Source organism: Mesobacillus sp. ABV4_180 (assembly GCF_056158485.1).
The window spans coordinates 2,162,075-2,186,023 of sequence record NZ_JBSWTJ010000001.1 but is presented as its reverse complement, the minus strand read 5'-3'; the positions used below and the strand labels follow the sequence as shown (position 1 = coordinate 2,186,023).

The following is a 23,949-nucleotide window of genomic DNA, read 5'->3' as shown; positions in this document are numbered from 1 at the left end:
CTCCTGACTTTTTTCGTTAATGCGAGAAGGCTTCGAACTATTTAAGTTCTCTAACCTCGATTGGAATCAAAGTTTTTTCGAGCTGTGTTCTGTATTTTTCGTACTGTGCAGGCAGCATGAGCTTTTCCCCTAGCTTGTCATAAGATTCATCAATAGCAAAGCCAGGAGGGTCCGTTGCGATTTCAAACAAGATTTCCCCATGCTCTCTAAAATAGATTGCGTTAAAATAATTCCGGTCCTGAACAGAAGTCACCTGATATCCTCGGGTTTCAATGTGATGTTTCCAATCCAGTTGATCAGTGTCATCCGCAGCTCTCCATGCGATGTGGTGAACTGTTCCTATTCCCATCAGACCCCGTATTCCTGGTGTTGATTTAAGGTCAATGATATTCCCATTCTCACCAGCGGATTTGAATCTGATGAATCCAGCTTCTTCTGCCACTCTTTCAAAACCCATTTCATTTTCCAGTAGTGATGCTGTATCTTTTGGCTTTGAAGAATAAAGCGTTGCCCCAGCAAAGCCCTTTATTGCAACATCTTCTGTTACACCGCCAAAATTCCACTTGTTGGTTTCTCCTTCTGCCCGTTCAACTATTTCTAGCTTTAGCCCATGGACATCTTCAAACAACAGGAAACGCTCGCCGAATCGCTCAGTTATTTTATATGGTATATCGAATCCCTTCAATCTGTTTTCCCAAAAGCTGATAGTTCCTGTAGGCACTGCGTACGAAGTGACACCAACCTGGCCATCACCTATTCTCCCTTTATATGAACCCGACCATGGGAAAAATGTGATGATTGTGCCAGGACTGCCGCTATCGTTGCCAAAATAAAGATGATAGGTTTCCGGGTCATCAAAGTTGACGGTTTGCTTTATTAAGCGAAGACCCAGGACTCCAGCATAGAAATCCACATTCTCCTGCGGGTGTCCGACAATTGCTGATATATGGTGAATACCATGCATCTTCTTTTCCATTATTCACACCTGCCTGGTTTAGTCTGCTTTCAATCATTTTTCAACATATAAAAAATATCTCGAATTCAAGATAATGGTATAACGGAATGGTTTCTATGTCAAGAAAAGCAAGCCAGAACATGCAACCGCCGCTTACTTAATGCAACCATAATCAGCAAATGCATATTTATAATGTATCAAATGACAAAATATAAGCACTGACTGTAACAGCGACAATAATTATAATTGCATCCACCCAAAAATGAAATTCCATAACCAGAATTGTTCCCGTAATCGAAAGCCAAATCATACAGAGACTGAGGATCTTATTTCTGAGCGTAATCCCGTTATTTTCACGAAAATCCTTAATATACCCTCCAAGCCATTTGTTTCTGATCAATATATGATAGAGCCTCTCTGACGACTTCACATAACAGGCTGCGCCCAGCAAAATGAGTGGAGTTGTTGGCAATAGAGGAACCACGATCCCGATTATCCCCACCAGGATGGAGATGGTGCCAATAATAATAAATAAAACTCTGACTGCCGATTTCACTTTCGTCCTCCCTGCAGCTTTTTGGTTTATTAGGTATCTGAATTTCAGCCATAGAGTTTCAATATACCTCAGTGAAAATTCCAGACCTTATTTAACAACAATGACAAAATTATCTAATAATGATGCTTTAATTACAATACCCTTGCCCAAATAAATAAACTGCTGTTCATGTAAAGAACAGCAGTTTATTTTAAAGTGATAGAATGCCTCGTGTAAAAATTGCTATATCTATAGAAAAATTCAACATCTACATTATTGCCTTCCAGTGAAAAAGAATAAATGGTCTTTGAAGGCTGACTCTTTTTTTGATAGTTTATTTCATGTTCTAGTGCAAATTCATCCAAATGAGTTTCTAATTCTTTTTTCTTTATTGTGGCTGGTTTTTGCATTTCGGGATTACCCATTTTTTTTTCTGAAATAAACTGATCTATGCAGGAAACTAAATCGTTCTTGCTTATGTTCATTTTGATGAAAAATCATTCCTTCTCTAGTTATTTATCCATAAAATACCATTAAAAAAAGCCAGAAAAGGATCAAGCATTCCTTGGATCCTTTTCTGACTTATGAATTGGTACTATGCCCATTCATTACAATCAGATCAAAAATATTTATTTAAAAGTTGCTTATGTTCGTGATTAAAATTTGTAAGATTAAGAGTTTTAATCATTACCCTATCCAGTATACTAACACCTTAATGGAAATAAATCAAGAAACTATTTATGGTTTCAAAATAAATAAAGTATAACTTTTATCCTGTTCAAAATTCCAGTCCACAAAAAAGTCGAGGATTTTAGCGTTCAAAAATTGTTCAAGGTGTGTTTTATGCTCATTGATAATCCTCTTCTCCAAATTACGTTTCGCAATTTTTAATGTTTCCTGGAAGCCTAATCGGATAAACTCGTTTTCAAGGCTTATCAGGATTCCATGTCTTGCGATAATCAATGTTCTTTCGTTAAACAGCCTTGAATAGATCCCCTCGGGTTTATTCTCTATTTCATTACCAAGTTCGACCATTTTATTTTCGATTTGATCTTTATTATCAAATGAATGAAGGTCATAGGGCAATTCGTTTTCAAAAATGAACAAAAACATGCCTGATTTGGCTTCAAGGTTCCAATCATAATAAAATTCTTTTATTTTATCACCAGTATTCAATTCGATATATGACTTAATTTCTTCTTCCAGGGTTTCCATCATCAAATCCCTTGTTTTTTGAACATATACACTTTGTTGGTTGGAAATGAGGGTATTTTCCATTGGGGATAAGAAATTGGTGATGTAGACTGAGACAAATGGTTTTGAAATTGTGCAAAACACATTGCCAGGCCCGCGTCCGAAATTTTCTCTTAAAAGCCGGCCGATGTAGCCACTTATTTCTTTTTCTAATACAGCTGTTTCCATAAGATACCTCTCTATGCAATAAACTCCTCTATATTTTCCCTATTTCATCATTTGCAAAACCATTGCCAATACCTATTTAAATTTAGGCATAACGGATAGTATTATGTATTTTTCCAGCAAAAATTATGGGAGTATTAAATCAAGGTTATTTTTTGTAAAAATCTTCATTTTACAACCGATATTAGAATCAGGATGTTAATAATCTTCAGAGGTGTCTGCTATGGATTGTACAATAGAAAGCCTTTCGGATAAAATCGAGATGTTCAGAGAAGAAATGATTAAAACAGGATTGAAAACAGGATTTGGGAGTCCCGAAACGGTTTATCTGAGCCAATTACTGGATGAGCTGATCCTCAAATATCAAGAATTAGTTCATTAATTTCACAGGCTTATCCAACTAGAATTTTTCTAGAAAGGCGTCCATCGTATCCGGGCTATGAAATAAGTATAGTTCAAGAGATATCGAATTTTCATTTTTTAATACAATACCTTCTGATTCCAGCATCATTTTTTGTGTGTGAAACATTTCTTCATCTTTAAAACCCAATTCACCTTTGGAATTAATCACTCTATGCCAAGGCAATTGATATTTATTGGACATCGAGTGAAGAATTCTGACAACCTGTCTTGCTGCACGTGGACTGCCGGCGGCTTTGGCTATTTGGCCATATGTCATGACTTTTCCATATGGGATGTTTTGAATAATCTTGATAACTTCTGCAGTAAATCCTGTCATGATGCACATCCTTTCTTAAGATAAATTTAATATAGCACGCAAATGAATAGCCTGGCTAATGTACAGCCAGGCTTTCTTTATTTCTGTTGGTAAGATTTAAATTTTTTAATAATTGCCCAGCAAACAAGTCCTAAACCCCAATAAATCGGAAACGAATAAACGTGTTTCCAGGTAATCTCTTTATAAATTTTAAGGTAAACCATCGAGGGCTCAGCAATGAAAGCCAAAAAGAGCGATAAAAGCCCGGTTGCAATCAGGAATCTTTTAAAAGAAAACCCGTATCTTTGATACACAAGCATGAAAGGTATGATCACTACGCCGACATCATAAGGATAAAGCTGCGGATTCAAGTAAGGAGTCAGCCTGACAGGATATGTCCACACCATAGCATTGCTGCCGATGGAATCCAGGAAAATGGCTGCTACACCATAAAATAACCCAAACGCAGTGTTTTCGATCAGTATCTTTTTATCAACGACGATCCACCAGATGATTGCCGGGATAATGGACAGGGTTAACAGAAACCACCATTTTGCAGTAAGGAAATTATGTTCAAGCCAATACGCCTTTAATGTTTGGTGATAATTCCGTTCCGCGTCCATTAACTCCTGCATTGAAATGGATTGAAGGATTTGCAGGTGATCAAAAATGAATGGTCCTAATATCCCTGCTGTTTGAGAAAGCATTTAATCACACCCTTTGTATATATGGTGTGATTAAATGCTCTTAATATGTAATCCAAAATAGGTTTAATCTAAATTTTCCCCTTTATTTTTTGAAAAACATGTATTAAATGAGCAGGTTCGGAATTTGTATAAAAGGAATAAACCCCTCTTGTTGTATGGAAATATAGAAATCCTGTTTTTGAGGATATATTCTTAAAGGATATGTCCAGAACATCCTCCAGCTTAAAATTTTCGGAAGCTGTCGTGATTTTGTCAGCGAAAACTTTTATTTTTTCTTCGGTTACTTCATAGATTTGCTCATTATCCTCAATCTTTCTGTTCACCTTCACATAAATATGCGAACAAAGCAAATACAGCTTCCTCCCCTCAATTCAATACCTATTCTTTCCATTTTATTTTACTCATGATGATTACGAGTGACTAATATATTTAACAATAATAACAGGTCATTAGTCAAAGGAGGATTCCTTTTGAAATGCATCGGCGAACTGTTAGACCAGGAAAAATATCGAATCCCCGGCCGGATTGCCATTATTGAAAATCGGGAAACGGTTATGAAGGTATTCGGGCTGACGAATGAAAACTGGCTAAGAGTCTGGAATATTGATTCGCGTATTTTGACACTGTTTTATAAATCGTTTGAAGCTGAATTTGATTGGTTTATCGTTGTCTATGATTATCATGCTTTTTGTGCTGACCAGGAAATCAAAGAAGCAATTATTTGGCATGAATTAGGACATATTGAATTTCCAGTATATGAACAACAGCTGAATCTTGACAGCGAAATCCAATGTGATGGGCTGGCGGTCAAGAATGGACACAAAGAAGGAATTAGAAAAGTGCTCGAGCTCACCTTGAAAATGGCAAGAACACTGAACCATGAGATTCTCACCCACATTACCACAGAACGTCAAATGAAGCTTCTGGGATGAATTTGAACTTCCGGTCTTAACAATTTCAAATTGATTTGAACCAAAATACAACCCGCCAATCCTAAAGGATGACGGGTTATGTCATATCAGCCGGTATTCCTTAATCCAGCAGCAACGCCGCTGATCGTTAACAGCACCTGGGTGAGCAATTCATCATCTGGCTCTTCATCACTGCGAAGTTCTTTGATCAATTCGACCTGGATGAAATTGAGCGGGTCTACATAAGGATTCCGTCTGTGAACTGAATCCTTGATGTTAGGAGTATGGTCCAGAAGCTCTTTGTCCTCTGTAATCAGGAGCAAGATATTCTTGGTCCGTTCGTACTCCTCAACAATATTGCCAAAAATTCTGTCTGCAATGGCTTTGTCTTCAACAAGCGATGTATATTCCTGGGCAGTTGTGATATCTGCCTTCATCAAGGCCATTTGCAGGTTATCTACAGTACTGCGGAAGAATGGCCATTCGGCATACATTTCCTGCATAAGCTTTAAATTCTCTGGCCCTTGCTGAGCGAAATTTTGCAAGCCTGATCCTGCTGCGTACCATGCTGGGAATAATTGCCTGCTTTGTGTCCAGGCGAATACCCATGGGATCGCACGGAGGTTTTCAAACTTGCTGCTGTTTTTACGGCTCATTGGCCTGGAACCGATATTCAGTTCTGCAAGTTCTTTTAATGGAGTTGCCTGATTAAAGTACGTGATAAAATCAGGATCCTCAAATACAAGTGATTGGTACTTTCTTAAAGAAACAGATGAGATTTGCTCAATGGCATCCACCCACCGTTGGTCACGCAGATGGCCTTGTTCTGATTCTTTCAAAACATTTGCAGCAGCTTTCATCATTGTTGATGTAGCCTGCTCGAGGCTTCTGTAGGCGATGTCTTTTAACAAATAGCGTGAAGATAGTACTTCTCCCTGCTCAGTAATTTTGACTCCCTGACCAAGAGTTTCAACTGGCTGTGAAAGAAGACTTCTGTTCAATGGGCCGCCTCCACGTCCTAATGAACCCCCGCGTCCATGGAAAAATTTCAGGCCGATTTGGTACTTCTTCGCCATTTCATTGATTTCAAGCTGGGCTTTGTAAAGCTTCCAGTTAGCTGTCAATGTTCCGCCATCCTTGCTTCCATCTGAGTAACCGAGCATGATTTCCTGCTGGTCTCCCATCCGCTTCAAGTGATTGCGGTATACTGGGAGATTGAATAAAGTTTCCATGATTTTAGGTCCTGCTGTCAAATCATCAATTGTTTCCAGCAATGGTGCTACATTCAGGTCTGTTTCAAAGGTTCCGTCCGCATGGAGACGGTAGATTCCAGCTTCCTTGGCAAGGACAAGCACCTCAAGCAAATCACTCGCAGATTGCGTCATACTTACAAGATAGACGGTGATGGACCGTTTGCCAAACTCATTATGCGCTCGCTTGACCATCGAGAACACTTCAATCATTTCCTGGGTTTCTTTTGAATAATCCTCATGGTGCAAAAGCAATGGGCGTGGGTCTGCAAGCATTTTTGCTAAAAGCTCCTGCTTATCGCCTTCGTCTAATGAAGGATAATCCTGAGTGATTCCGACTTTTTTCAAGATTTCTGCGATTGCCGTTTCATGTTCCCCGCTATGGTTCCGGATATCAAGCGTTGCCAGATGGAAGCCAAACAACTGTACCTGACGAATCAGCTTTTGCAAGGTTTTTAATTCATGATGTTCTGGATGATGCTGATGAATGCTTCTTCTGATCATCAGCAGGTCTTCAAGCAATTCTTCGGAAGATTTATAACCTATGTCAGATTTGCCGGCCTCCTTCAGTCTTTGGATGATGACGGCGAATTTCCTTCTATAGACCTCGGCTTCAACCTTCCACTTCTCATCCTCTGTAAGGTACTTTCCTTCGTCATTTGAGACTGATTCAATTAACTCTCTGCTAACAGCCGCCCGAGTTGCTGAATGGCTGAAGCGCTTCATTAAATCAACTAACACAGCTTTATATTTTTTCAGGACAAGGCGTCTTTGCCTTTGAAGTGTTTCCCAGGTTACGTCGGGAGTCACATTTGGATTGCCGTCCCTGTCGCCGCCGATCCACGAGCCAAATCGAAGGAAATGAGGTACATGCCATTCATGCTCTGGGTAATTGTCTTTTAGGCTTGTCTCTACTTCCTGATGGATTTCTGGCAAGACATCGAATAGAGTTTGGTCAAAATAATAAAGTCCATTTCTGACCTCATCGATGACGGTAGGCTTTCGATCTCTTAGTTCATCTGTTTGCCACAGAACTGAAACCTCATTAAAGAGACTTTCTTCGATCCTTATACGTTCTTTTTTTGACAAAAGAGGATTATCCAGACTCTTCAGGATATCTGCAATCCGTTTTTGAATTTCCAGAATGGAACGTTTCGTAGCTTCCGTCGGATGTGCGGTAATGATTAATTCCAAGGAAATAGTATTGAGTACATTTTGGATGATATCAGAGGTTATATAATTATCTTTTAATGAAAGGATAGCTGCCTCGATTGAACCTGGTTGTGCACTGATCTCAGACTTTAGCAGATAGTCGCGACGTCTGCGGATCCGATGGTTCTGTTCTGCTGCATTGATTAAGTGAAAATAAACAGAAAAAGCGCGGATGATATTTTTTCTCATAGGGACTGACAATCCTGCAATTTCTTCTTTGAGGGCAGGATATGTGTCACGGTCGTTTTCATTCCTTAGCGTTTTGCACATTGCCCGGATTTTTTCTACTTTTTCAAATAACTCCACTCCACCATGGTAGACAAGAATGTCTCCTAGGATGTTTCCAAGCATCTTTACATCACGGCGTAATGGCAAACTGCTGTCGTTCACTTCGATTCCTGATGTCATTTTGTCACCTTCCTAAAACTTGTAAGAATATTTTAAATATTAATATATCACAAAAATGCTGAGAATGTGAAATGTTATGCATTTGGCAGATTCTTAATAAGTAAAAAATGCAGTAAACTCAATTTTAAGTACTGAAAATATATTTTTCCACCGTTTTGCTCTTACAGTCTTCCCTTTGAGACACTATTTCTCTCGATTTTTTATAAAAAGTGATTCTGTACAGAAAAATGGCTTCCCTAATTGGGAAGCCATTTTCAAGCGATTATTCTTTATTTAGCTTGCTTTGACTTTTTTTTCGGGCTTTCCGGTGATGATCAGCTTCAGAGATTTAGCTGCCTTTGTTTTTCCTGCGAAGTTTTCGGCTTCTGCGAACAATATATGATTACCATTATTAAGGTCTAACTCAACTGCATAAGTACCGTCCAATTGAGTTTTTACAGATCTGATTAATGTGAAATCATTTCCATGTTGTTCATAAATATTGACGATTGTTCCAAGCTCAGCCTTTCCTTCGAGTAATGCAGGTTCCCCTTTGACCATTACTTCTTCCTGGTTCCATGTTGGAGCCGCAGGAGCTTCTTGCTCGGCATCCTTCGACCATTGAAGTGCATTTAAGAACAATTGTCGCCCATCCTGAGTCCATCCATATTCAGGTCCGATGATATTCGTAACTGCAAATGAAGACAATAGAAGGTGCATATGTTCCTTGCTCCTGAATTCGTATGCAATTGAATCACCCTTGTTTTCCCCGTTTACAGATAGACTGGAAATCGGAATCCCGGAGTAACCCTTAAAGGTTGAATAAGGGCTCTTCTCATCATGTATTTTTACATTTCCTTCATCATCAGCATTGATGCCAGCGAACAATGGATGTCCCTCTGAAGCATTAACATATACTGCTCCTTCATTATAACCTTGCTGCCCGGCTTCCGGGCTTCCCAGGATATCTTTAAGTCTTTGGATGGAGCCATCAGCCACACCCCATGTCCCAGTAAAGACAAGGCTTGTTTTATGTTCATCGCTTTCTTTTATCAACTGCTCAAACTGTTCTTTTGTTCCTTTATTCGTATTTACAAGTATTACATCATATTTATTGACGCTGCCAAGGATATCCCAGCTCTTTTCCTCCGAATAGAGCTTCTGTCCGTTAAGATACTTTGTTAGTGAGCCATTCACATCCCCGAGCACCGCTGCTTCAAATGCGTTTAGCTCTAGATTGAATTCCTGATTTTCTGTTCCGATCACTACCTCGAAGGTCTGATCCAGATAACCATCCGCTGCAACATTCAAAGTATATTCTCCTGGAAGCAAATTACTAAATTGATAGTAACCATTTTCGTCGCTGTCTGCATCCATCTTGAAATCTGGCTCATCCTTTGGAATCAATGTCAGGGATGCCCCTGGTACAGGCACTTTTCGTTTCATTTCTGCAATCACACCGTTCAAGTCAGAACCTTCGATAGTTTCAAGCGTAAAGTCGAGTTGAACACTGCTGCCAAGTTCCTCAACTTTCGCTTGCTGAATTTGCTCAGCAAACCCTCTTGCCTGGACCTTTACTTCGTAGTCACCAACACCGATGCCAAATTTATACTGTCCATCACTGTTGGTTGTTGTTTTATGGCTGGTCCCCTCGATGGCAACGTAGGCCCCGCCAATTGGTTTGCCCTGGCTGTCCTTGACTATTCCTTTAATCTCTCCCTGGCTGGCAGTCAATGCATAATCAATCGCATTCATATAAATTGTTTTCGCATTTTCTGTCCATCTGTCATTCGGATGTCCATAGTTGCCAATTTGCAGTGCAGATAATAGAATATGGACGCTGTTCGATGAACTGAATTTATAGCCAATCGTGCTGCCCAAATCTCCTTTCGCAGGATTTGTCAAAGTAGCAAGAGTTGTTCCGCTGTAATTTTGATAGACGGAATACTGCACCGCGCCTTTAGGATTTAAAAGGAAAGGTACCACATCTCCCTTGTGTAATCCTTTCAGTATTGGATGGTTTTCGTCTACTCGCAGGTTGATTTCTTTGTCTACATAACTGTTAACCAGGTTTTCCGGATCACCGTATGCATCCCTTAAATCTCCGATCACGCCTCCAAACATGGCAGTGAAGATTATGCTTACTTCGTTTTCATTGGCTTTTTCAACCATTGCTTTGAAGCGGTCATCCTTCATGTAATATGAGGTATCATTGGCGATAAGTAATTTATAATCCGGTAAATTCTCAATTAAGCTTTCGTATTCTGTGTAAGGATAGAAATCAAAGTCATATCCATTCGATTGAAGGAATGGCATGATTCTGTCCTTTTGATATGGATTTGCAAGCACAGCAATTTTTTCGGAAAGCACAAGTGAGAAGTTCACTTCTGTCTCCTGTCCTGTCGCAATTTCTACGTTCTTGTAGAATGGCTTATACCCTGTTGCGATGACTTTTATTTCATAGCTGCCTGCAGGAAGTGTCGCCTGATAGTTGCCTTCCGCATTCGTCTTTACACTCACCGGAGTGCCAATCACCTCTATTTTAGCTTCCGTGACAGGTTTATTCGTTGATGCATCGACAATTTTGCCAGTTAGTAAACCCGAATCGACAGACTCGAGTGGGAAGTTTTTTGTAGCTGCCTCCCCGTTATTAATACTGACTGTAAAATCCTTGGCTGAGTGCCCGAATGCTTCAATTGATAGTGTATATGTTCCAGTCTCGAGGGCGGCAAAGAATTTTCCATTGTCATCTGTCTGATAGCTCTTGCCTGTTTCTTTTACATTGACCGTAGCCTTTAATGGACCGTTTTCATTTTGGACTGTACCGTTTAGTTCACCGACGATCGCCTCTTTCTCATCGAGAGCCCAATTCAGCGCATTAGCCAAAATTCGTTCCCTGGCAGTGTCAAACGAATCATTGGGCTTGAACACATGGCTGATCGTCATATTGGCAAGCAGGATCTCTACTGAATCAGTTGTCCGGCCTTTAAATGCCACCATGCTACCCTTCTCGCCTGTTACTGTATGGGAAAAATCGACAATAGTTTTTCCGGAATAGCCATCAAAGCCATAGTAATAACCAGATTTAGCAGGAATCTCAATGGTTTCCCCAGTTTTAAAACCAGCAGTAAGTGGATGTTCTGCTAATACTGTTCCATTTGCACCTGGCTTATTATTATGTTCAAAAATGGTCTTTGGATCGTTCGTGAATTCCTGAAGGTATCGAATCGAGCCTCGAGCTCCCGCCTGGCCTGTCCAGATGACCGATTTCCTCTTCTCGTCCAAAGCCTTCTGGAATGCCAAAAATACATCCTTTGAAGGAACCACATCTGGTTTATAATCGGAATTTGCAAAAACAACGTCCACTTCATCCAGTTTGTCTATATCCTTGTAATCCAGGTAGATTACCTTGTAGCCTCTTTCCTCGAGGTATTGCTTATAAGTGGTTCCTGAAGCAGTCAGGTCCACGATGACACCCACTGTTGGTGATGGTCTTAATTTTACGTTAAATGAAGCTTTTTGACTGTCAGTAATCTTTATATCTATATCCTGGCGTACATATCCTTCCTTTTCGATCCTTACTGTATAGTCTCCAGGTTCTATTTTTGAAAGATTGTATTGTCCCTGGACATTGGTGACAGCTTCTCTCGGTTTTCCTAAAAGTGAGATTTTTACTCCCTCAACTGCATTTCCATCCTTGAGGTCTTCGACTGTACCAGAAATTGAACCGACATTTTCAGCAACCTCCATTGAAATCGTCTTAGGTTCACTATCCTTTTCAGCCTTCACGGTTATCGTTTTAGGGGCATAGCCAAAAGCATTGATTTCAATTTCATATTCACCAGATAACATGGCGATTGAAAAGCTTCCATCCTCGCCGCTTGAATTTGTTTGGAACGGCTGTCCCTTTACCTTGATATTTGCTTTTAATGGGTTTCCATTTTCATCGAGAATCTTCCCCGTGATGACTGGGAAATGGACATTTGCTGCCCATAGAACTGAGTTGAGGAGAAGTTGTTTTCCCTCATCTGTATAATCCTTCGCTCCATGGTAATAGGCAAATCCATGGCCACTCATCAGCAACTCGACACTTCCTGCTGATCTTGGTTTATACGCCATGCCTAAGCCATGGGTAGTATCCGAACCTTCATGCTTGATTTCCGCCAGCGGATAGCCGCTGTAATCCTTGAAATAACCTACATAGCTGGCAGCAGGTGTCAGAATTTCAATTAGATCGTCTGCTTTTAATTCACTGAAGATTGGATGCTCTTCGAGTACTTTGTACTGTGCAGCTTCGTTTGTTTTCCTTATCGTTTTCAATTCCTTAGGATCTTTTCTGTAATTCACAAGCTCCTTAATGCCACCACCCCAGACCGCATCACCAAAGATCAAGCTGGTTTGTGCTTTATCTGCAGCCTCCATCATCTCATTGGAAATTGCTGAAGAGCTTGGGTCATTAAAGAAGATTACATCAAATTCAGCCATTCTTTTCACCAAATCAGCAGGCTGCACATCCAAGACATTCACACCTAATTCTTTAAATAGAGCCTTGAAGTTTTTATCGGATGAATAGTAATCTCCGACAACTCCTACAGATGGCGTAGTATGAAGCTGGATATCCAAATCGCCTGAATGGCGTGCGACATCGACATTTTGTGAATGGGCGATGTATCCTGCTTTGCTGAATGATACTTCATACACCTCTTCTTCTAACCCCGATACTTGATAACGACCATTCGCTGAAGTCATTACCTCAGTAATAAGATCTCCTGCATCGTTTTTCACTGCAACTTTGACATCCTTTAGTTCCATGCCAGAAATAGAATCCGTGACCAGCCCTGTCAGCAATCCTTTCTCTGATTCGCCAAGAGCAATTTGGACATTTGCAGGTGCTCCTTTACCCACTGTTACAGTTTCCGTTTTTGAACCTAAACCTTTGGAACGGACTTCTAGTTTATAGGCACCTGGATCATGGAATATAGTGAAGCTTCCATTAGCGTCCGTCTGCGTTTTTACTCCAGTTTCCATCACTTCAATATTCGCTTCGACAGGTTCGCCTGATGCGTTGGTTACTGTACCGGAAATTTTTCCGAACTCCGCATCGTAAAGGTAATCAATGCTGTTAAAGAGAATCTGCTGCTGCCCGCGCAGCCAGCCTTTTGCTGATTCCCAAAGGACTGAAGCGTGGCTGGACAATAGTAAATGCGCGCTATCCTCTGATACGGCATTATAAGCGACACCTGATCCCACAAAACCAAGGGCAGTGTTGCCGATTTTGCCTATTGTCCTTCCGGAATACTGATTAAACCATGCAAAGTCAGCATTATTTTCTAATACATTTATTCTGTCTCCAGATTTATATCCTTTGAAAATAGGATGTTCTGCTTCAACCTGAATTCTCACTTCACCGCCATCATAACCATGTCCAAGCTCTTTTGGGTTCTGCAAGAACTCATTCAAATGGTGTATTGATCCATAGTTTGCTCCCCACTGGTCAGTAAAAATGATGCTTACATTATTATCCTTTGCCTTTTCTGCCAATTCCTTAAACTGAGCTGCAGTAGGCTTGATTCCATCTGAACCGTAACCGCCATTTAAGTAGATGACCTTATAACGGCCGAGATCTTCAACCACATCCCAGCCGCGTTCTTCGGCATGGTATCCATTGACATTCAACAGGCTGGTCATTTCACTCTTATAATCGTTAAGAACAGCAATATCGATTGGCTGTAATTCGTAAGTCAGTTCTGATTTTTCACCCGCTTTGATAACGATTTCCACAATTCCTTGTTTATAGCCATTTAAAACAATCGAAGCAGAGTAAGTTCCTTCAAATACTTCTTCTGAGTTAAAAGTTCCATTGCTGTTTGTCTTTCCCTCAACTGGTGAATTCTTAAGTTTGATTTCTGCTCCCTCTACCGGTTCAGCTGTTCGCTTGTCTTTTACCGCTAAGGATAATGAACCCTTTTCTGCATCTTCAAGCTCATAATTTTTCGTATATGGATATCCAGAGGCAAGTTCCACTTTCTCGGTAAATTGCTTTTTGCCGTAGGATGAAATCCTGATTGTATACTCACCTGGTTTATGTTTCAGTAAAAAGCCGCCATTTTCATCTGTGCTGACGCTTTCTCCAGTTTCGGTAACTGTAACTGTTCCCTTGACAGACCCACCCGAGCTATCCTTCAATGAACCTTTTACGATACCAGGAGATTTGTAGCTTAGCACTCCTGACTGATAAGGTACGATGACCTGACCTGTAAGGATTGGGATTCCGGACGTACTATATTCAGGGAGGCTGAAATCTTTCAATCTTTCACCGTTATATATATCAATGATCGAAAGGTTTCCACTTGTGCCTGCAAAGAATAAAAGTCCATTGGCGGAGACAGAGCCGTTGTTGAGTGTTGTACCTACTGAGCGGTTTTCCCAAAGCATTTGTCCGTTTTTAGCGTCGAATGCACGCAAGGAAGGCTGTGCTGCAGAACCGATGACGACGATATTTTCATAGAGGATAGGAGAACCTGCCTGCGTATCTCCTATACCCGCAGCATTCCAGACCTCTTCTCCAGTCTTTGCATCAAGGGCGTAAAGTGTACCTCCTCCAGTGTTAAAATTGGTACCTGCAAGATATAGTGTCCCATTGTCGTATACAGGCTTGGATGCAACACCTTCATTTATCAGCGTTTTGCTCCATACCTCGGAACCATCTTCGATTCTTAGCGCCCTTAGCTTTTGATTATCATAGCTTCCGACAAAAAGCATTCCATCACCAGCACTTGGCCCAAAATAAGTAGGCGCACCAAGTGCGACACTCCATTTCTTTTCGCCAGTTTCTGCATTTAGTGCGTTAAGATGGGCATCATCAGTCAAATTGGACGCAACAAACAGCGTGCCATCAATAAATATTGGTGATTCATAGATTGCCTGTGATCCAACATCAGTCGTCCAAAGAATGCTTCCTGATTTTAAATCCAGGGCATAGATCTTACCGTTTTCTCCGCCTGAAAGATAGACGGTATTTCCTTCGATTGTAGGTGATGATCTGTTCGTACTTCCAATTCTTACTGCCCATTGCTCCTGTCCAGTAGCTGAATCAAGCCCTACCACATATCCGCTGTCAGTGACCAGCACCACTTTGTTATTAGCAGCGGCAGGAGTGGAAAATAGGATTTTCCCTTTGCCTGATAGATCGTAATCCCAGCTTTTTTCGAGTGCATCAAGGTCAATACCGTTTGAGGATACAGCGTTCCGATGAATGTTTCCATTTGCCATTCCCCATTGGTTATTTAGCTCGGTTTGATTTGATTTTACTGTTAAATCGACAGAAGAATCCTGGTTTACCTCAACATCTTTGGCCAAACCGTTTATTCCTTCGCCGGAGACCTGTAGGACATATTTACCCGCAGGAAGATTTTTGATTTCGAATTCACCTTGTGCGTCTGATCGATATGCAGGGAGTGGCGTTCCTTTTACTCTTACGTACGCATAAGGAACTGCATTACCTGATTCATCCGTAATTTTTCCCTTTACTGAAAAAGCCTGGGCAGTCTCCAGGATCCAATTCACCTGAAGAATTTCCCCTCTATTCAACTGTATGGTAGTTTCGAAATCTTTGTATCCGAAAGATGTGATTTTTACTTTATGGCTGCCTTCGCGGATTTTAAGGCTGAAATCCTCATCTTTGTTAATGTCAAAGGATAGAGCTTCATCCTTGATTTCCAATTTACCTGAAAGAGACTTGCCATCCTGATTTTTAAGTGTTCCCTTCAATTCTCCAGCAAACGCAGATTCAGTTACTGCCTGGTAGATATTCATGATTCCGCTGCCATAGGAATCATTAGGCAAGGAACCCATATGCGGTTCGACCCTGGCAGTCTCTTTAAGGGTTTCTTTTACCTGTTCGACTGTAAGGGCTGGATTAGCTTGCAGCAATAATGCAACAGCACCGGTAACATGAGGTGTTGCCATAGAGGTGCCGCTGATCGTATTGTATGTTCCTTCGTTCAGTTTAGCTGGCCATGCTGAATAAATCTTATGGCCAGGAGCTGATATATCTGGTTTAATGATTCTTTTTTCCTCGCCATTTTCATCCTTCCAGAAAACAGGTCCCCGGCTTGAAAAAGATGCAGTCTGATCATAGAGATCGGTTGCCCCAACTGCAAATGTTTCTGGAAAGCTGCCCGGTGATCCGATTGTCTGTGAACCTGGACCATCATTACCGGCTGCAAAGGATGGGAATATTCCTGCCGATAACCATGCTTTTACATCTTCATAGAATTCCAGATTGTAAGTATTTGAATTTCCCCATGAATTGTTGACTACGTGAGGCGCCTTTGACGGGTCCCCGCCAGGTGCCATGAACCATTGGAATGCCTGGTGGATGGCAGATAGCGTTGTAGAACCGCCGTCATTGAAAATCTTAGCAGCAATCCACTCTGCTTCAGGTGCTACTCCGATTGGTTCCCCTGCTCCGCCGCCAACGGCTGTGCCGGCAACATGTGTTCCATGTCCAAATCCATCATTCGGAGTATCATAGCCTTGTCCAGATAGATCGATCCAGGAGTATTGATGGTTGCCATCACGGCCTCGATAGTTTTGCCTTAAGGCTTCATGGTTTCCATCTACTCCAGAGTCCATAATACCGACTACTATTCCTTCACCTTTTATTCCGTATTGTCCCCATACCTTGGTGGCATAGATTTTTTCCAGACCCCACTGTGGAAGTCTTGGAGGATTTTCATCCACCGTAATTTCTGGAAGGCTTAAGGTTTCATCCAGAGTGATATCCCCAATATCCCCCCGCTTTTTTAGTTCTTCAAACGCTTCTTTTGTGACTGAAGCGGAAATGCCGTTAATAATCCATAACGATTCCTTCTTTTTTGCTTTTCCTTTGTTTTCTAAAGAAGTAAGTGCCTGCTGGATACCTTTTTGAGAACTTTGAGCTTTTTCCTTGAGGTGGTCTTGGATGGTTTTAATCTTTTCTGAGCGGTTCTTCTTTTCTTTTACCTGGGGATAGATCTTGTTGAGGTCTGGTTGATCTTTCATTCGTATGATGACATCGACTTCTTTTTGTTTTGAAAATGCCTTTAACAGTGCCGATTCATCATTTATAGCTTCTTTTGAATCCTTCAGCGGTGGTGGTTCGATTCCTAGTCCTTGCAGCAAGTTTGCTAATTCACTTTTCGATTCAGAATCCTTATTTTGTTCGTTTGTGTTACTGGATTTTAATGATTCTTCCCGTTGTTTTTCGAGGATCAATTCTTCTTTAGAAAAGCTTTTTGGTTTTTCAGCTTCTGCAAATGTCTGCTTGGAAGTAAATGAGGTGAACATCATCAATAACACAAGTAAGATAGCCGAAATTTTCCTCACAGTATTCTTCGTCTTCCGTTTCATCTGTTCTTGCACCCCCTAATAATTTGAATAACGAAGGAATACTGCAAAATTTTGTAAAAACCTTTTAATTTATAGAAAATTTATACTATTCTGATAAAAATGATTCCAAAGCATTACTGCATTTGTAAGGAATAGGAAATAAGGATTGGATTTTAGATATGAAAAAAAGACCATATTTGGTCCTTTTTGTAATAGGTTATTTTGATAGCGGTATTACTTTTGCGCCGCATGTTTTTGTGTAAAATTCAATTGGGCCGGCATTTTCGATAATGATTTCCGTATAGCCCTTTCGTTTCATGGCTTCAAGACTTCTGAGCAAAAGTGCCTCTCCTAAACCCTTGGCTCTTATGTTTTTTGCCACTCCCATTGGTCCGAAATACTTCTGTTTCCTGATGTCAAAGGCTGCAAATCCAATAAAGGATCCAGCTGAATCTTCCGCGACGAAAATAGAGGGATTTATTTGTGACAATCCCAGTTTGATAGAGTCAGTCCAACGGGAGCCAAATTCTTCGTCAATGAACAGGAGAAGCCTGGCTGAATCTGCAATACCAGCTTGTCTGATGGTTCTGTATTTTCTTTCATGAGTTATGTATTCAGTTAAATCCAGGCTCAGGTTCCTAGTTACTGTTGCAAAACTTAAAATGGCATCCTGCTGCACCGGGCTTAAAACTTTATCCGTATTTCCAGTGTTAATTAATGCTTTCAGTACATGACCTTCGTTTAAATAGATTTGATTGTAGCTTTTCATATACTTGATGGCTTCTTCGAATACCAATTTTGTAGTGGAGCAGATTGGAATATTGAAAAGTTCATGGTTTATGGTTGCAAACGTAGTATTTTCTGATGAGTGATTAATCAAGTTTCTTATTAAATCTAGTGAGATACCACCCTTTTTCTTTGCCTCTTCGACCTGGAATGATCCGTCATCGAGACATCCAAGCAAAAGGTGTTCTGGCATTAAGCAGGGGCTTTCTGTCCTGTGGCACTCAAACTCAGAAAGCTTGAATGCTTTAGTCAGTTGTTTTGAAATTATTATATTTGGCAAATTCAACTAAGATACCCCCCTATGAGATTGAGTGTTCTTCCTTAACTGAAAACAGTTTTTTAAGCACTTGCCTTTAATTCTTCGTCTTTTTTCTTGATGGATGAGTAGCTATGAAGGGTCATACCGAGCATTACGATGAAAATGCCGATCCAGGATATTAATGACGGAAGCGGCAATGACAGGATGAAAAATTCCCCGGCTAAAGCGAACAGGACCTCCATTGCTTGTGTTGCCTCGACTGCAGCCAGTTTTTGCATGTTCCCTCTGACAAGATCTGTGGCTTTAAAAAACAGGACAGTTGCAACCACCCCAGAGCTTATGGCTACCAAAAGCGACTGTAAGCTTTGGTTCATTGTTGGCGGACCCTCTGCATATAAACCGTATATGGAGAGAATAATCCAAAACGGCAAGCTTGCAAGTGTCATCCCAAGGACACGCTGATAGGCATCCAGACTGCCATTTGTGACATCCATCATTTTGCGGTTTCCAAGCGGGTAAGCAAATGAGGCTATCAGCACAGGGGTGATTCCCAGTATTACGTTTTCAAATGGAATATGCCTGGAATGCTCAATTTGCATAAATAGAATTCCAGATAAAATGATCAAAGACATCCAGAGACCTTTAAAAGGAATCTTCCCCCGTACATTTACCACACCATTTTTAGTTTTGATTGTTTCAAAGAATAGCGGGCTAAGCAATGCACCTGAAATGATGGTAATTTGCCAGGTTCCTGCTATTAGCCAGCCAGACGAATAGGCAGCGGCATATGTTAATGGAGCATAGAACATTACAAATCCGACAAAGCTCCAGATGAACCAGGAGACTGGATTCGACTTCATGACCAGGAATAACTGCCTTAACCCTTTTCGAGCCGCAACGATAACTAACAGGAACGGAACCATGAATATATATCTGAGTGAGGCACTCCAAATCCAGCTTCCGCCTGTCAATTCCATTGACTGGTTAAGGACAAAAGTAAAGGCAAAAAAGAATGCTGCTAATATTCCTAAAAAAATGGGTCCCATCCGCTCACTCCCCCATTAATAAAGTTTCATTAAAAATCTTTGTAACTGCTTTTATACTGTGCCGATTTTTTATTGCGGGTTCTTGACAGCCGGTGCTATTTCTTCAATTTTATTTGTCCAAATAATACCCTCGAAATGATCCGGGAGACGTTCCAAATCTTCCTTAGAGTCAAAGCCGGAAGAAAAACCGCTGCCATTTCCTCCGACAATAATTGTCCTTGTACCCTTTCGGTCCATTCTGTCAACAAATTTTTCAGGCCAGCCCCAAAGCCAGGGTCCGATTTTCTCGGGAATGTGTAATTGAGTATTTTTGCAACTTCCAGGTACATACCCTGACCAACCGACTGCTATGTACGGAAGTAAACAGCCTTTTAATGTCTCTTTTGACATCACTTTCATATCAGGCATTTTATCCTTTAATGTAGCAATGGGCTCATCCCCACCGTAGACAGCTATGTAATCAAGGGTTTCATTTGGATAGCTTTTCAGATAATCTGCTAAAAGCCGGCCTTCCTCAGGATCATTGCTTTTTATATGGATCAATAATTCCTTGCTGCTAAAAGCCTGCAATATTTCATCCAATGTAGGCATCATGCCGATGCCCTTTCCACGGAATGGAAATGTCTTGCCATCATCAGCTGTATACCCATATCCGACGTCAAGAGCCTTTAATTCTTCAACACTATGCTCCCTTGTAACACCTTTCCCATTGGTCCGGCAATCAAGTGTCCAGTCATGGAAAACAATAAAGTCCCCATCTGTGGTAGGATGAACATCCAGTTCAACGATATCAGCTCCTTTTTCAAAAGCTGCTTCCATCGAAGGAATCGTATTTTCCAAGTAGTCATGTTCCGGTACATGGATTCGTTCCGCCGTACAACTTTCTCCCGTAACCCCTTCCAAATCAAATGTTTGCGCCATCCCTCTATGAGCCAGCAGCTGTGGCTGATGACTGCCTGATGGGAATAATGAGGTATTGTTCATGAATATTATTAAAATCAATATAAACAATAAGGTAAACTTTTTATACTTAAAGTACTTCATGAAATCCTCCAATTTTTTTATCAATATACTAACCATCATAATGTCTCAGTCCTGGATTTTCCATAAAAAACATCAATAAAAAACACCCTGGAATCCAAAGTCCAGGGTGTAGATCAGTTAGATTTGTTTTTGTTCAAAGCTTACTTCATTTGGTTTTTCATATGTTACGTAGGTACCGGCGATAAAGTCGTGAATCGCTCTTTTATCCTGGCGCAGCCCTACCATAAAAGCGCTGACGATGACACCTATGCCCAGTGTTAAGAGATAAACAATGGCTGCGACAAAAGTGCGCATGAACATTGTACCAAAGCCAAGCTTATCACCATTTACTTTTGCGATTCGTACACCGACGATTTTTTTGCCTATTGTATATCCTGACCATATGACAGGAACAATCAGTGTGTAAAGAAAGTTAACTGATTGGCTGAAGGCATTTTCATCTGCACTCCCTGTTACGAGGTAACTGATAAGTGATATTGGTATACCGATAATTAATCCGTCTAAAATTGCTGCCCCAAGCCTTACCCAAAAACCTGCAGGTCTGTTCATTGTTAATCCTCCTGGGTTGTTTTATTTTAAAATATCTGCAATTTCCTGCTCGCCAGTCTGTAGTGCTTGCATTCTTGCAGTCATTCCTGAATAGTCTTCCATTTGTGGATCTGCTCCCAATTCTATCAATAGTTTTACAGCTTCAAGCTGGCCGCTGAATATAGCATAAGTCAATGCAGTATAGCCAGCGCTCATTTCTTGATAGTTTGGATCCCCTCCTGCTTGGTGAAGAAGGTTAATGATTGAAGTGTTTCCTGTTTCCGCAGCAGTCATGAAGGGGGTCATGCCATAATCTGATTCGAAGTTAGGGTCGGCATTAAGATTAAGCAGCAGCTTTATCATTTGCTCATTCCCGTCTTTTACGGCCCAATCGAGAGGAGTATAGCCTTGATAATCGATGGTATGAACATCTTCTCCATCTTCGATCAGTTTTTTTACCTTTTGCAAATCTCCGGAAATAACAGCATGAATCAGTGGAGAAACTTCATTTTCTCCTTCCAAATCATTATCTTCAGTTAAGAAAGTCGAATTGATGATGTTATAAACATAGTAGCCTCCTGCCCAGGCAGTACCGATAAGCATAACGGAAACAAAGCCGAATATTAGCAAAGCTTTGGATTTTTTATGAGAAATGAATACTTGATCGGTTTCACCAAAAAAAGAGCTAATTTCATTAATTCTTTTCGGCAGCGGCGGATGTGTTGATAATACCTCCGCAAGCCAGATAAAAAATCCTTTCTCATGATTGATTTGGTCGAGATATTCAGCCTTATTCACTTTTCCATACAATCTTTTGCCAACTGCCAGCAATGTCAGGCTATTCTTCGCAGCGGCAAAATTCCCTGTATAGTATGCCGCATAACGGTCACATGTATATTCGCAAGCTCGCAGATACATTTCAGCTATACCAGGAATCCACATGGAGGGCAAAATGAACAGCATTTTCCCAAGGTGTTTGCGTTTAATGTGAGCCAATTCATGCGCTAAAACAAAGCTGACTTCATCCTCCGCATTTTGTTCCACAAGTTCGAAAATTTCAGAATAAACAACCATCATATTTCTCCCGAAAAAACGGGTGGCAAAAGCGTTCAGGACTCCACCTGATTGAATGACGTATATATCTGGAATTTGCTTAATTTCCATCCTCTCACAAAGCCCTGTCACTGTCTGTTGAATTAATGGGAACTGATTTGCCCCAATCTTCACTCCGTTTAGCCTGATATGTCCAATCATAAGGGCATGCAGTAATAATGAAATCATTAAGAATGCTGCAAGGATAAAAAGTCCGACAAATGAAAAAGCAAAAATGAGGTAAGACACAATACTAATACTTAGTACGGTCCAGAAATATTTATTCTCATTTTTATGAATCAATTCTTTCTGTGAGTATGTTTGTTCTGACACCTATTTAATTCTCCTTATATATAATTAAGATGATTATATGGAAAATTAATAAATTGGTATAGATGAGTTTTATAGGAATTAAGTCCTTAATTTGTCAGGAAGGTATCTAAATTTGCAAATTAAAAAAGGGTCGTAAAGACCCCCTAGTTTCATTTTTTAAGAAAAAATTTTGGTTTTCTCATAAAGGTGGTTTTTTCAACATTCTGCTTCTTATTTTGATACTGCTCAATAATATCATTCAACCGTTCTAGTTGAAATGCATAATCATAGATGGCAGATCCGATTATGACGAGTCTGAGCTTGTGCTCTCTTTCAATAGTCGCATCCTCTATGATCGACTGGAGAAATTGACCGCTTCCCATTAATATTTCTTCCGCTTCTATTTCCTTTACTTTTCCAGAATATTTCAAGAGGATCATCTCGTGATATTGGATCAGTTCTTCAAGGTGGTGGTCGAACTCTCTAGTCTCCTGGTCATCAGGCCGGCTTTGGAAGAAATGGTCCTCAATAATATCAAGCAGTTTTGCCCCTTGCTGAAGACAGGCGAGCATTTGCTTAAATACCACGATTTCCCTTACGTCAAGCGGTTTAACTTTTGATATTTTCTCCCTTTCTTCATCAACGATTTTATAAAAATCCTCCAGTTTTACTAAATTCTTTTTAAATTGAATCCACTCATTCTGGAAGGTCTTTTCTGTCAATTCATTCGAAATGGCTGTCCTGATCAGCAGTGACATGATGCTGAAGCTGGCGTTCATTTTTTCTATGAAATTCTTATTAAAGTTTGGAGGTGAGATAATAAGGTTTACAAGGAAGGCAGAACCCATTCCCACCAGGACAATGATGAATTTATTTCCGGCTGCTACAATACCTTCAAATTCATGTGAACTCATCATAACCAAAACTGTAATTAGCGTTAAGGAAATTGACCCTTCCATCTTAAGCTTTAAACTTATAATAATTACAATGACCATAACAAGCCCTATTACAATGGGATTATTGCCGAACAGATAGATGGAACTGATGGCTATGACTGCCCCGAGGGTATTTGCCTGGAATTGCTCCAAAACCTGTTTCCAGGAGCGGTAGATGGATGGCTGAATCGTGAAAGTTGCTGCAATCGCGGCAAAGACTGGGGGCTCCAATCCCAGCCATTTTGTTATATATAAGGCAAGCACGACAGCAAGCCCAGTTTTCAAGACCCGCGGCCCTAGTGTAATCATTAAATCCCCTACTCTCTTGAAAATCCTTCTATTTTTTTCGGTTGCTAAGATAATCAAACACATCCCCATCATATCCGAAAAGAGCTCTGATTATAAAGAGAGATGATTTTTCAGGGCTAAAAAAGGGTATCATCCCCAGTAGCGGGAAATAATATTCGAGCAGCTTGTACAA

The 23,949-nt window shown here is 40.6% G+C and carries 15 protein-coding genes; 2 read left to right on the top strand and 13 right to left on the bottom strand.

Annotated features, from left to right (window positions below; translation table 11 throughout):
• Positions 1-37 precede the first annotated feature (37 nt).
• From ACXAEA_RS11170 to ACXAEA_RS11160, 3 genes are all read right to left on the bottom strand, one after another.
• On the bottom strand, positions 38-976 hold the full coding sequence (locus ACXAEA_RS11170) for a ring-cleaving dioxygenase (protein WP_475095951.1): 939 nt from the start codon (positions 974-976) through the stop codon (positions 38-40).
• A 166-nt stretch (positions 977-1,142) separates the two neighbouring features.
• On the bottom strand, positions 1,143-1,511 hold the full coding sequence (locus ACXAEA_RS11165; protein WP_475095950.1) for a YbaN family protein: 369 nt from the start codon (positions 1,509-1,511) through the stop codon (positions 1,143-1,145).
• 717 nt (positions 1,512-2,228) lie between these two features.
• Positions 2,229-2,912, bottom strand: a complete 684-nt coding sequence (locus tag ACXAEA_RS11160; protein ID WP_475095949.1) for a Na-translocating system protein MpsC family protein — start codon at positions 2,910-2,912, stop codon at positions 2,229-2,231.
• Between the two features lie 220 nt (positions 2,913-3,132).
• On the opposite strand from ACXAEA_RS11160, the gene ACXAEA_RS11155 reads away from it, so the two are divergent.
• Positions 3,133-3,291: a Spo0E family sporulation regulatory protein-aspartic acid phosphatase gene (locus ACXAEA_RS11155; RefSeq protein ID WP_475095948.1), complete on the top strand. Its 159-nt coding sequence runs from the start codon at positions 3,133-3,135 to the stop codon at positions 3,289-3,291.
• Positions 3,292-3,309: 18 nt separating this feature from the next.
• Here the strand turns inward: ACXAEA_RS11155 and ACXAEA_RS11150 are convergent, their stop codons facing one another.
• Together ACXAEA_RS11150 and ACXAEA_RS11145 are read right to left on the bottom strand one after the other, a co-directional pair.
• Complete coding sequence (locus ACXAEA_RS11150; protein WP_475095947.1) at positions 3,310-3,648, bottom strand: MGMT family protein; 339 nt, start codon at positions 3,646-3,648, stop codon at positions 3,310-3,312.
• Positions 3,649-3,725: 77 nt separating this feature from the next.
• A complete protein-coding gene (locus ACXAEA_RS11145) occupies positions 3,726-4,334 on the bottom strand; it encodes a CBO0543 family protein (RefSeq protein WP_475095946.1) in 609 nt (202 codons plus the stop codon).
• Between the two features lie 470 nt (positions 4,335-4,804).
• Here ACXAEA_RS11145 and ACXAEA_RS11140 point away from each other — a divergent pair, with 470 nt between their 5' ends.
• Entirely contained in the window at positions 4,805-5,266 is a 462-nt protein-coding gene (locus tag ACXAEA_RS11140) for a hypothetical protein (RefSeq protein WP_475095945.1), read from the top strand.
• An 86-nt stretch (positions 5,267-5,352) separates the two neighbouring features.
• On the opposite strand, the gene ppc is transcribed toward ACXAEA_RS11140, so the two are convergent.
• The 8 genes from ppc to ACXAEA_RS11100 form a co-directional block, all read right to left on the bottom strand.
• Complete coding sequence (ppc, locus tag ACXAEA_RS11135; protein WP_475095944.1) at positions 5,353-8,115, bottom strand: phosphoenolpyruvate carboxylase; 2,763 nt, start codon at positions 8,113-8,115, stop codon at positions 5,353-5,355.
• A gap of 273 nt (positions 8,116-8,388) precedes the next feature.
• Positions 8,389-17,487: a carboxypeptidase regulatory-like domain-containing protein gene (locus ACXAEA_RS11130; RefSeq protein WP_475095943.1), complete on the bottom strand. Its 9,099-nt coding sequence runs from the start codon at positions 17,485-17,487 to the stop codon at positions 8,389-8,391.
• A gap of 196 nt (positions 17,488-17,683) precedes the next feature.
• Positions 17,684-18,538: a GNAT family N-acetyltransferase gene (locus tag ACXAEA_RS11125; protein ID WP_475095942.1), complete on the bottom strand. Its 855-nt coding sequence runs from the start codon at positions 18,536-18,538 to the stop codon at positions 17,684-17,686.
• Between the two features lie 53 nt (positions 18,539-18,591).
• The gene (locus ACXAEA_RS11120; RefSeq protein ID WP_475095941.1) at positions 18,592-19,557 is read right to left on the bottom strand and encodes a DMT family transporter; all 966 of its coding nucleotides are present in this window, start codon (positions 19,555-19,557) and stop codon (positions 18,592-18,594) included.
• A 69-nt stretch (positions 19,558-19,626) separates the two neighbouring features.
• Positions 19,627-20,613 carry a glycerophosphodiester phosphodiesterase family protein gene (locus ACXAEA_RS11115; protein WP_475098120.1) on the bottom strand — a complete coding sequence of 329 codons (987 nt, stop codon included), beginning with the start codon at positions 20,611-20,613 and terminating at the stop codon, positions 19,627-19,629.
• Between the two features lie 105 nt (positions 20,614-20,718).
• Positions 20,719-21,150, bottom strand: coding sequence for an RDD family protein (locus ACXAEA_RS11110; RefSeq protein ID WP_475095940.1), 432 nt, complete (start codon positions 21,148-21,150; stop codon positions 20,719-20,721).
• Positions 21,151-21,171: 21 nt separating this feature from the next.
• Positions 21,172-22,554, bottom strand: coding sequence for a M48 family metallopeptidase (locus tag ACXAEA_RS11105; protein ID WP_475095939.1), 1,383 nt, complete (start codon positions 22,552-22,554; stop codon positions 21,172-21,174).
• Between the two features lie 149 nt (positions 22,555-22,703).
• Positions 22,704-23,777: an FUSC family protein gene (locus ACXAEA_RS11100; protein ID WP_475095938.1), complete on the bottom strand. Its 1,074-nt coding sequence runs from the start codon at positions 23,775-23,777 to the stop codon at positions 22,704-22,706.
• Between the last annotated feature and the right edge of the window lie 172 nt (positions 23,778-23,949).

Coding starts and splice junctions, on each gene's coding strand:
- ACXAEA_RS11155 (WP_475095948.1), top strand. CDS start 3,133: ATGGATTGTACAATAGAAAGCCTTTCGGATAAAATCGAGATGTTCAGA.
- ACXAEA_RS11120 (WP_475095941.1), bottom strand. CDS start 19,557: ATGGGACCCATTTTTTTAGGAATATTAGCAGCATTCTTTTTTGCCTTT.
- ACXAEA_RS11150 (WP_475095947.1), bottom strand. CDS start 3,648: ATGACAGGATTTACTGCAGAAGTTATCAAGATTATTCAAAACATCCCA.
- ACXAEA_RS11160 (WP_475095949.1), bottom strand. CDS start 2,912: ATGGAAACAGCTGTATTAGAAAAAGAAATAAGTGGCTACATCGGCCGG.
- ppc (WP_475095944.1), bottom strand. CDS start 8,115: ATGACATCAGGAATCGAAGTGAACGACAGCAGTTTGCCATTACGCCGT.
- ACXAEA_RS11100 (WP_475095938.1), bottom strand. CDS start 23,777: ATGATTACACTAGGGCCGCGGGTCTTGAAAACTGGGCTTGCTGTCGTG.
- ACXAEA_RS11145 (WP_475095946.1), bottom strand. CDS start 4,334: ATGCTTTCTCAAACAGCAGGGATATTAGGACCATTCATTTTTGATCAC.
- ACXAEA_RS11130 (WP_475095943.1), bottom strand. CDS start 17,487: ATGAAACGGAAGACGAAGAATACTGTGAGGAAAATTTCGGCTATCTTA.
- ACXAEA_RS11110 (WP_475095940.1), bottom strand. CDS start 21,150: ATGAACAGACCTGCAGGTTTTTGGGTAAGGCTTGGGGCAGCAATTTTA.
- ACXAEA_RS11170 (WP_475095951.1), bottom strand. CDS start 976: ATGGAAAAGAAGATGCATGGTATTCACCATATATCAGCAATTGTCGGA.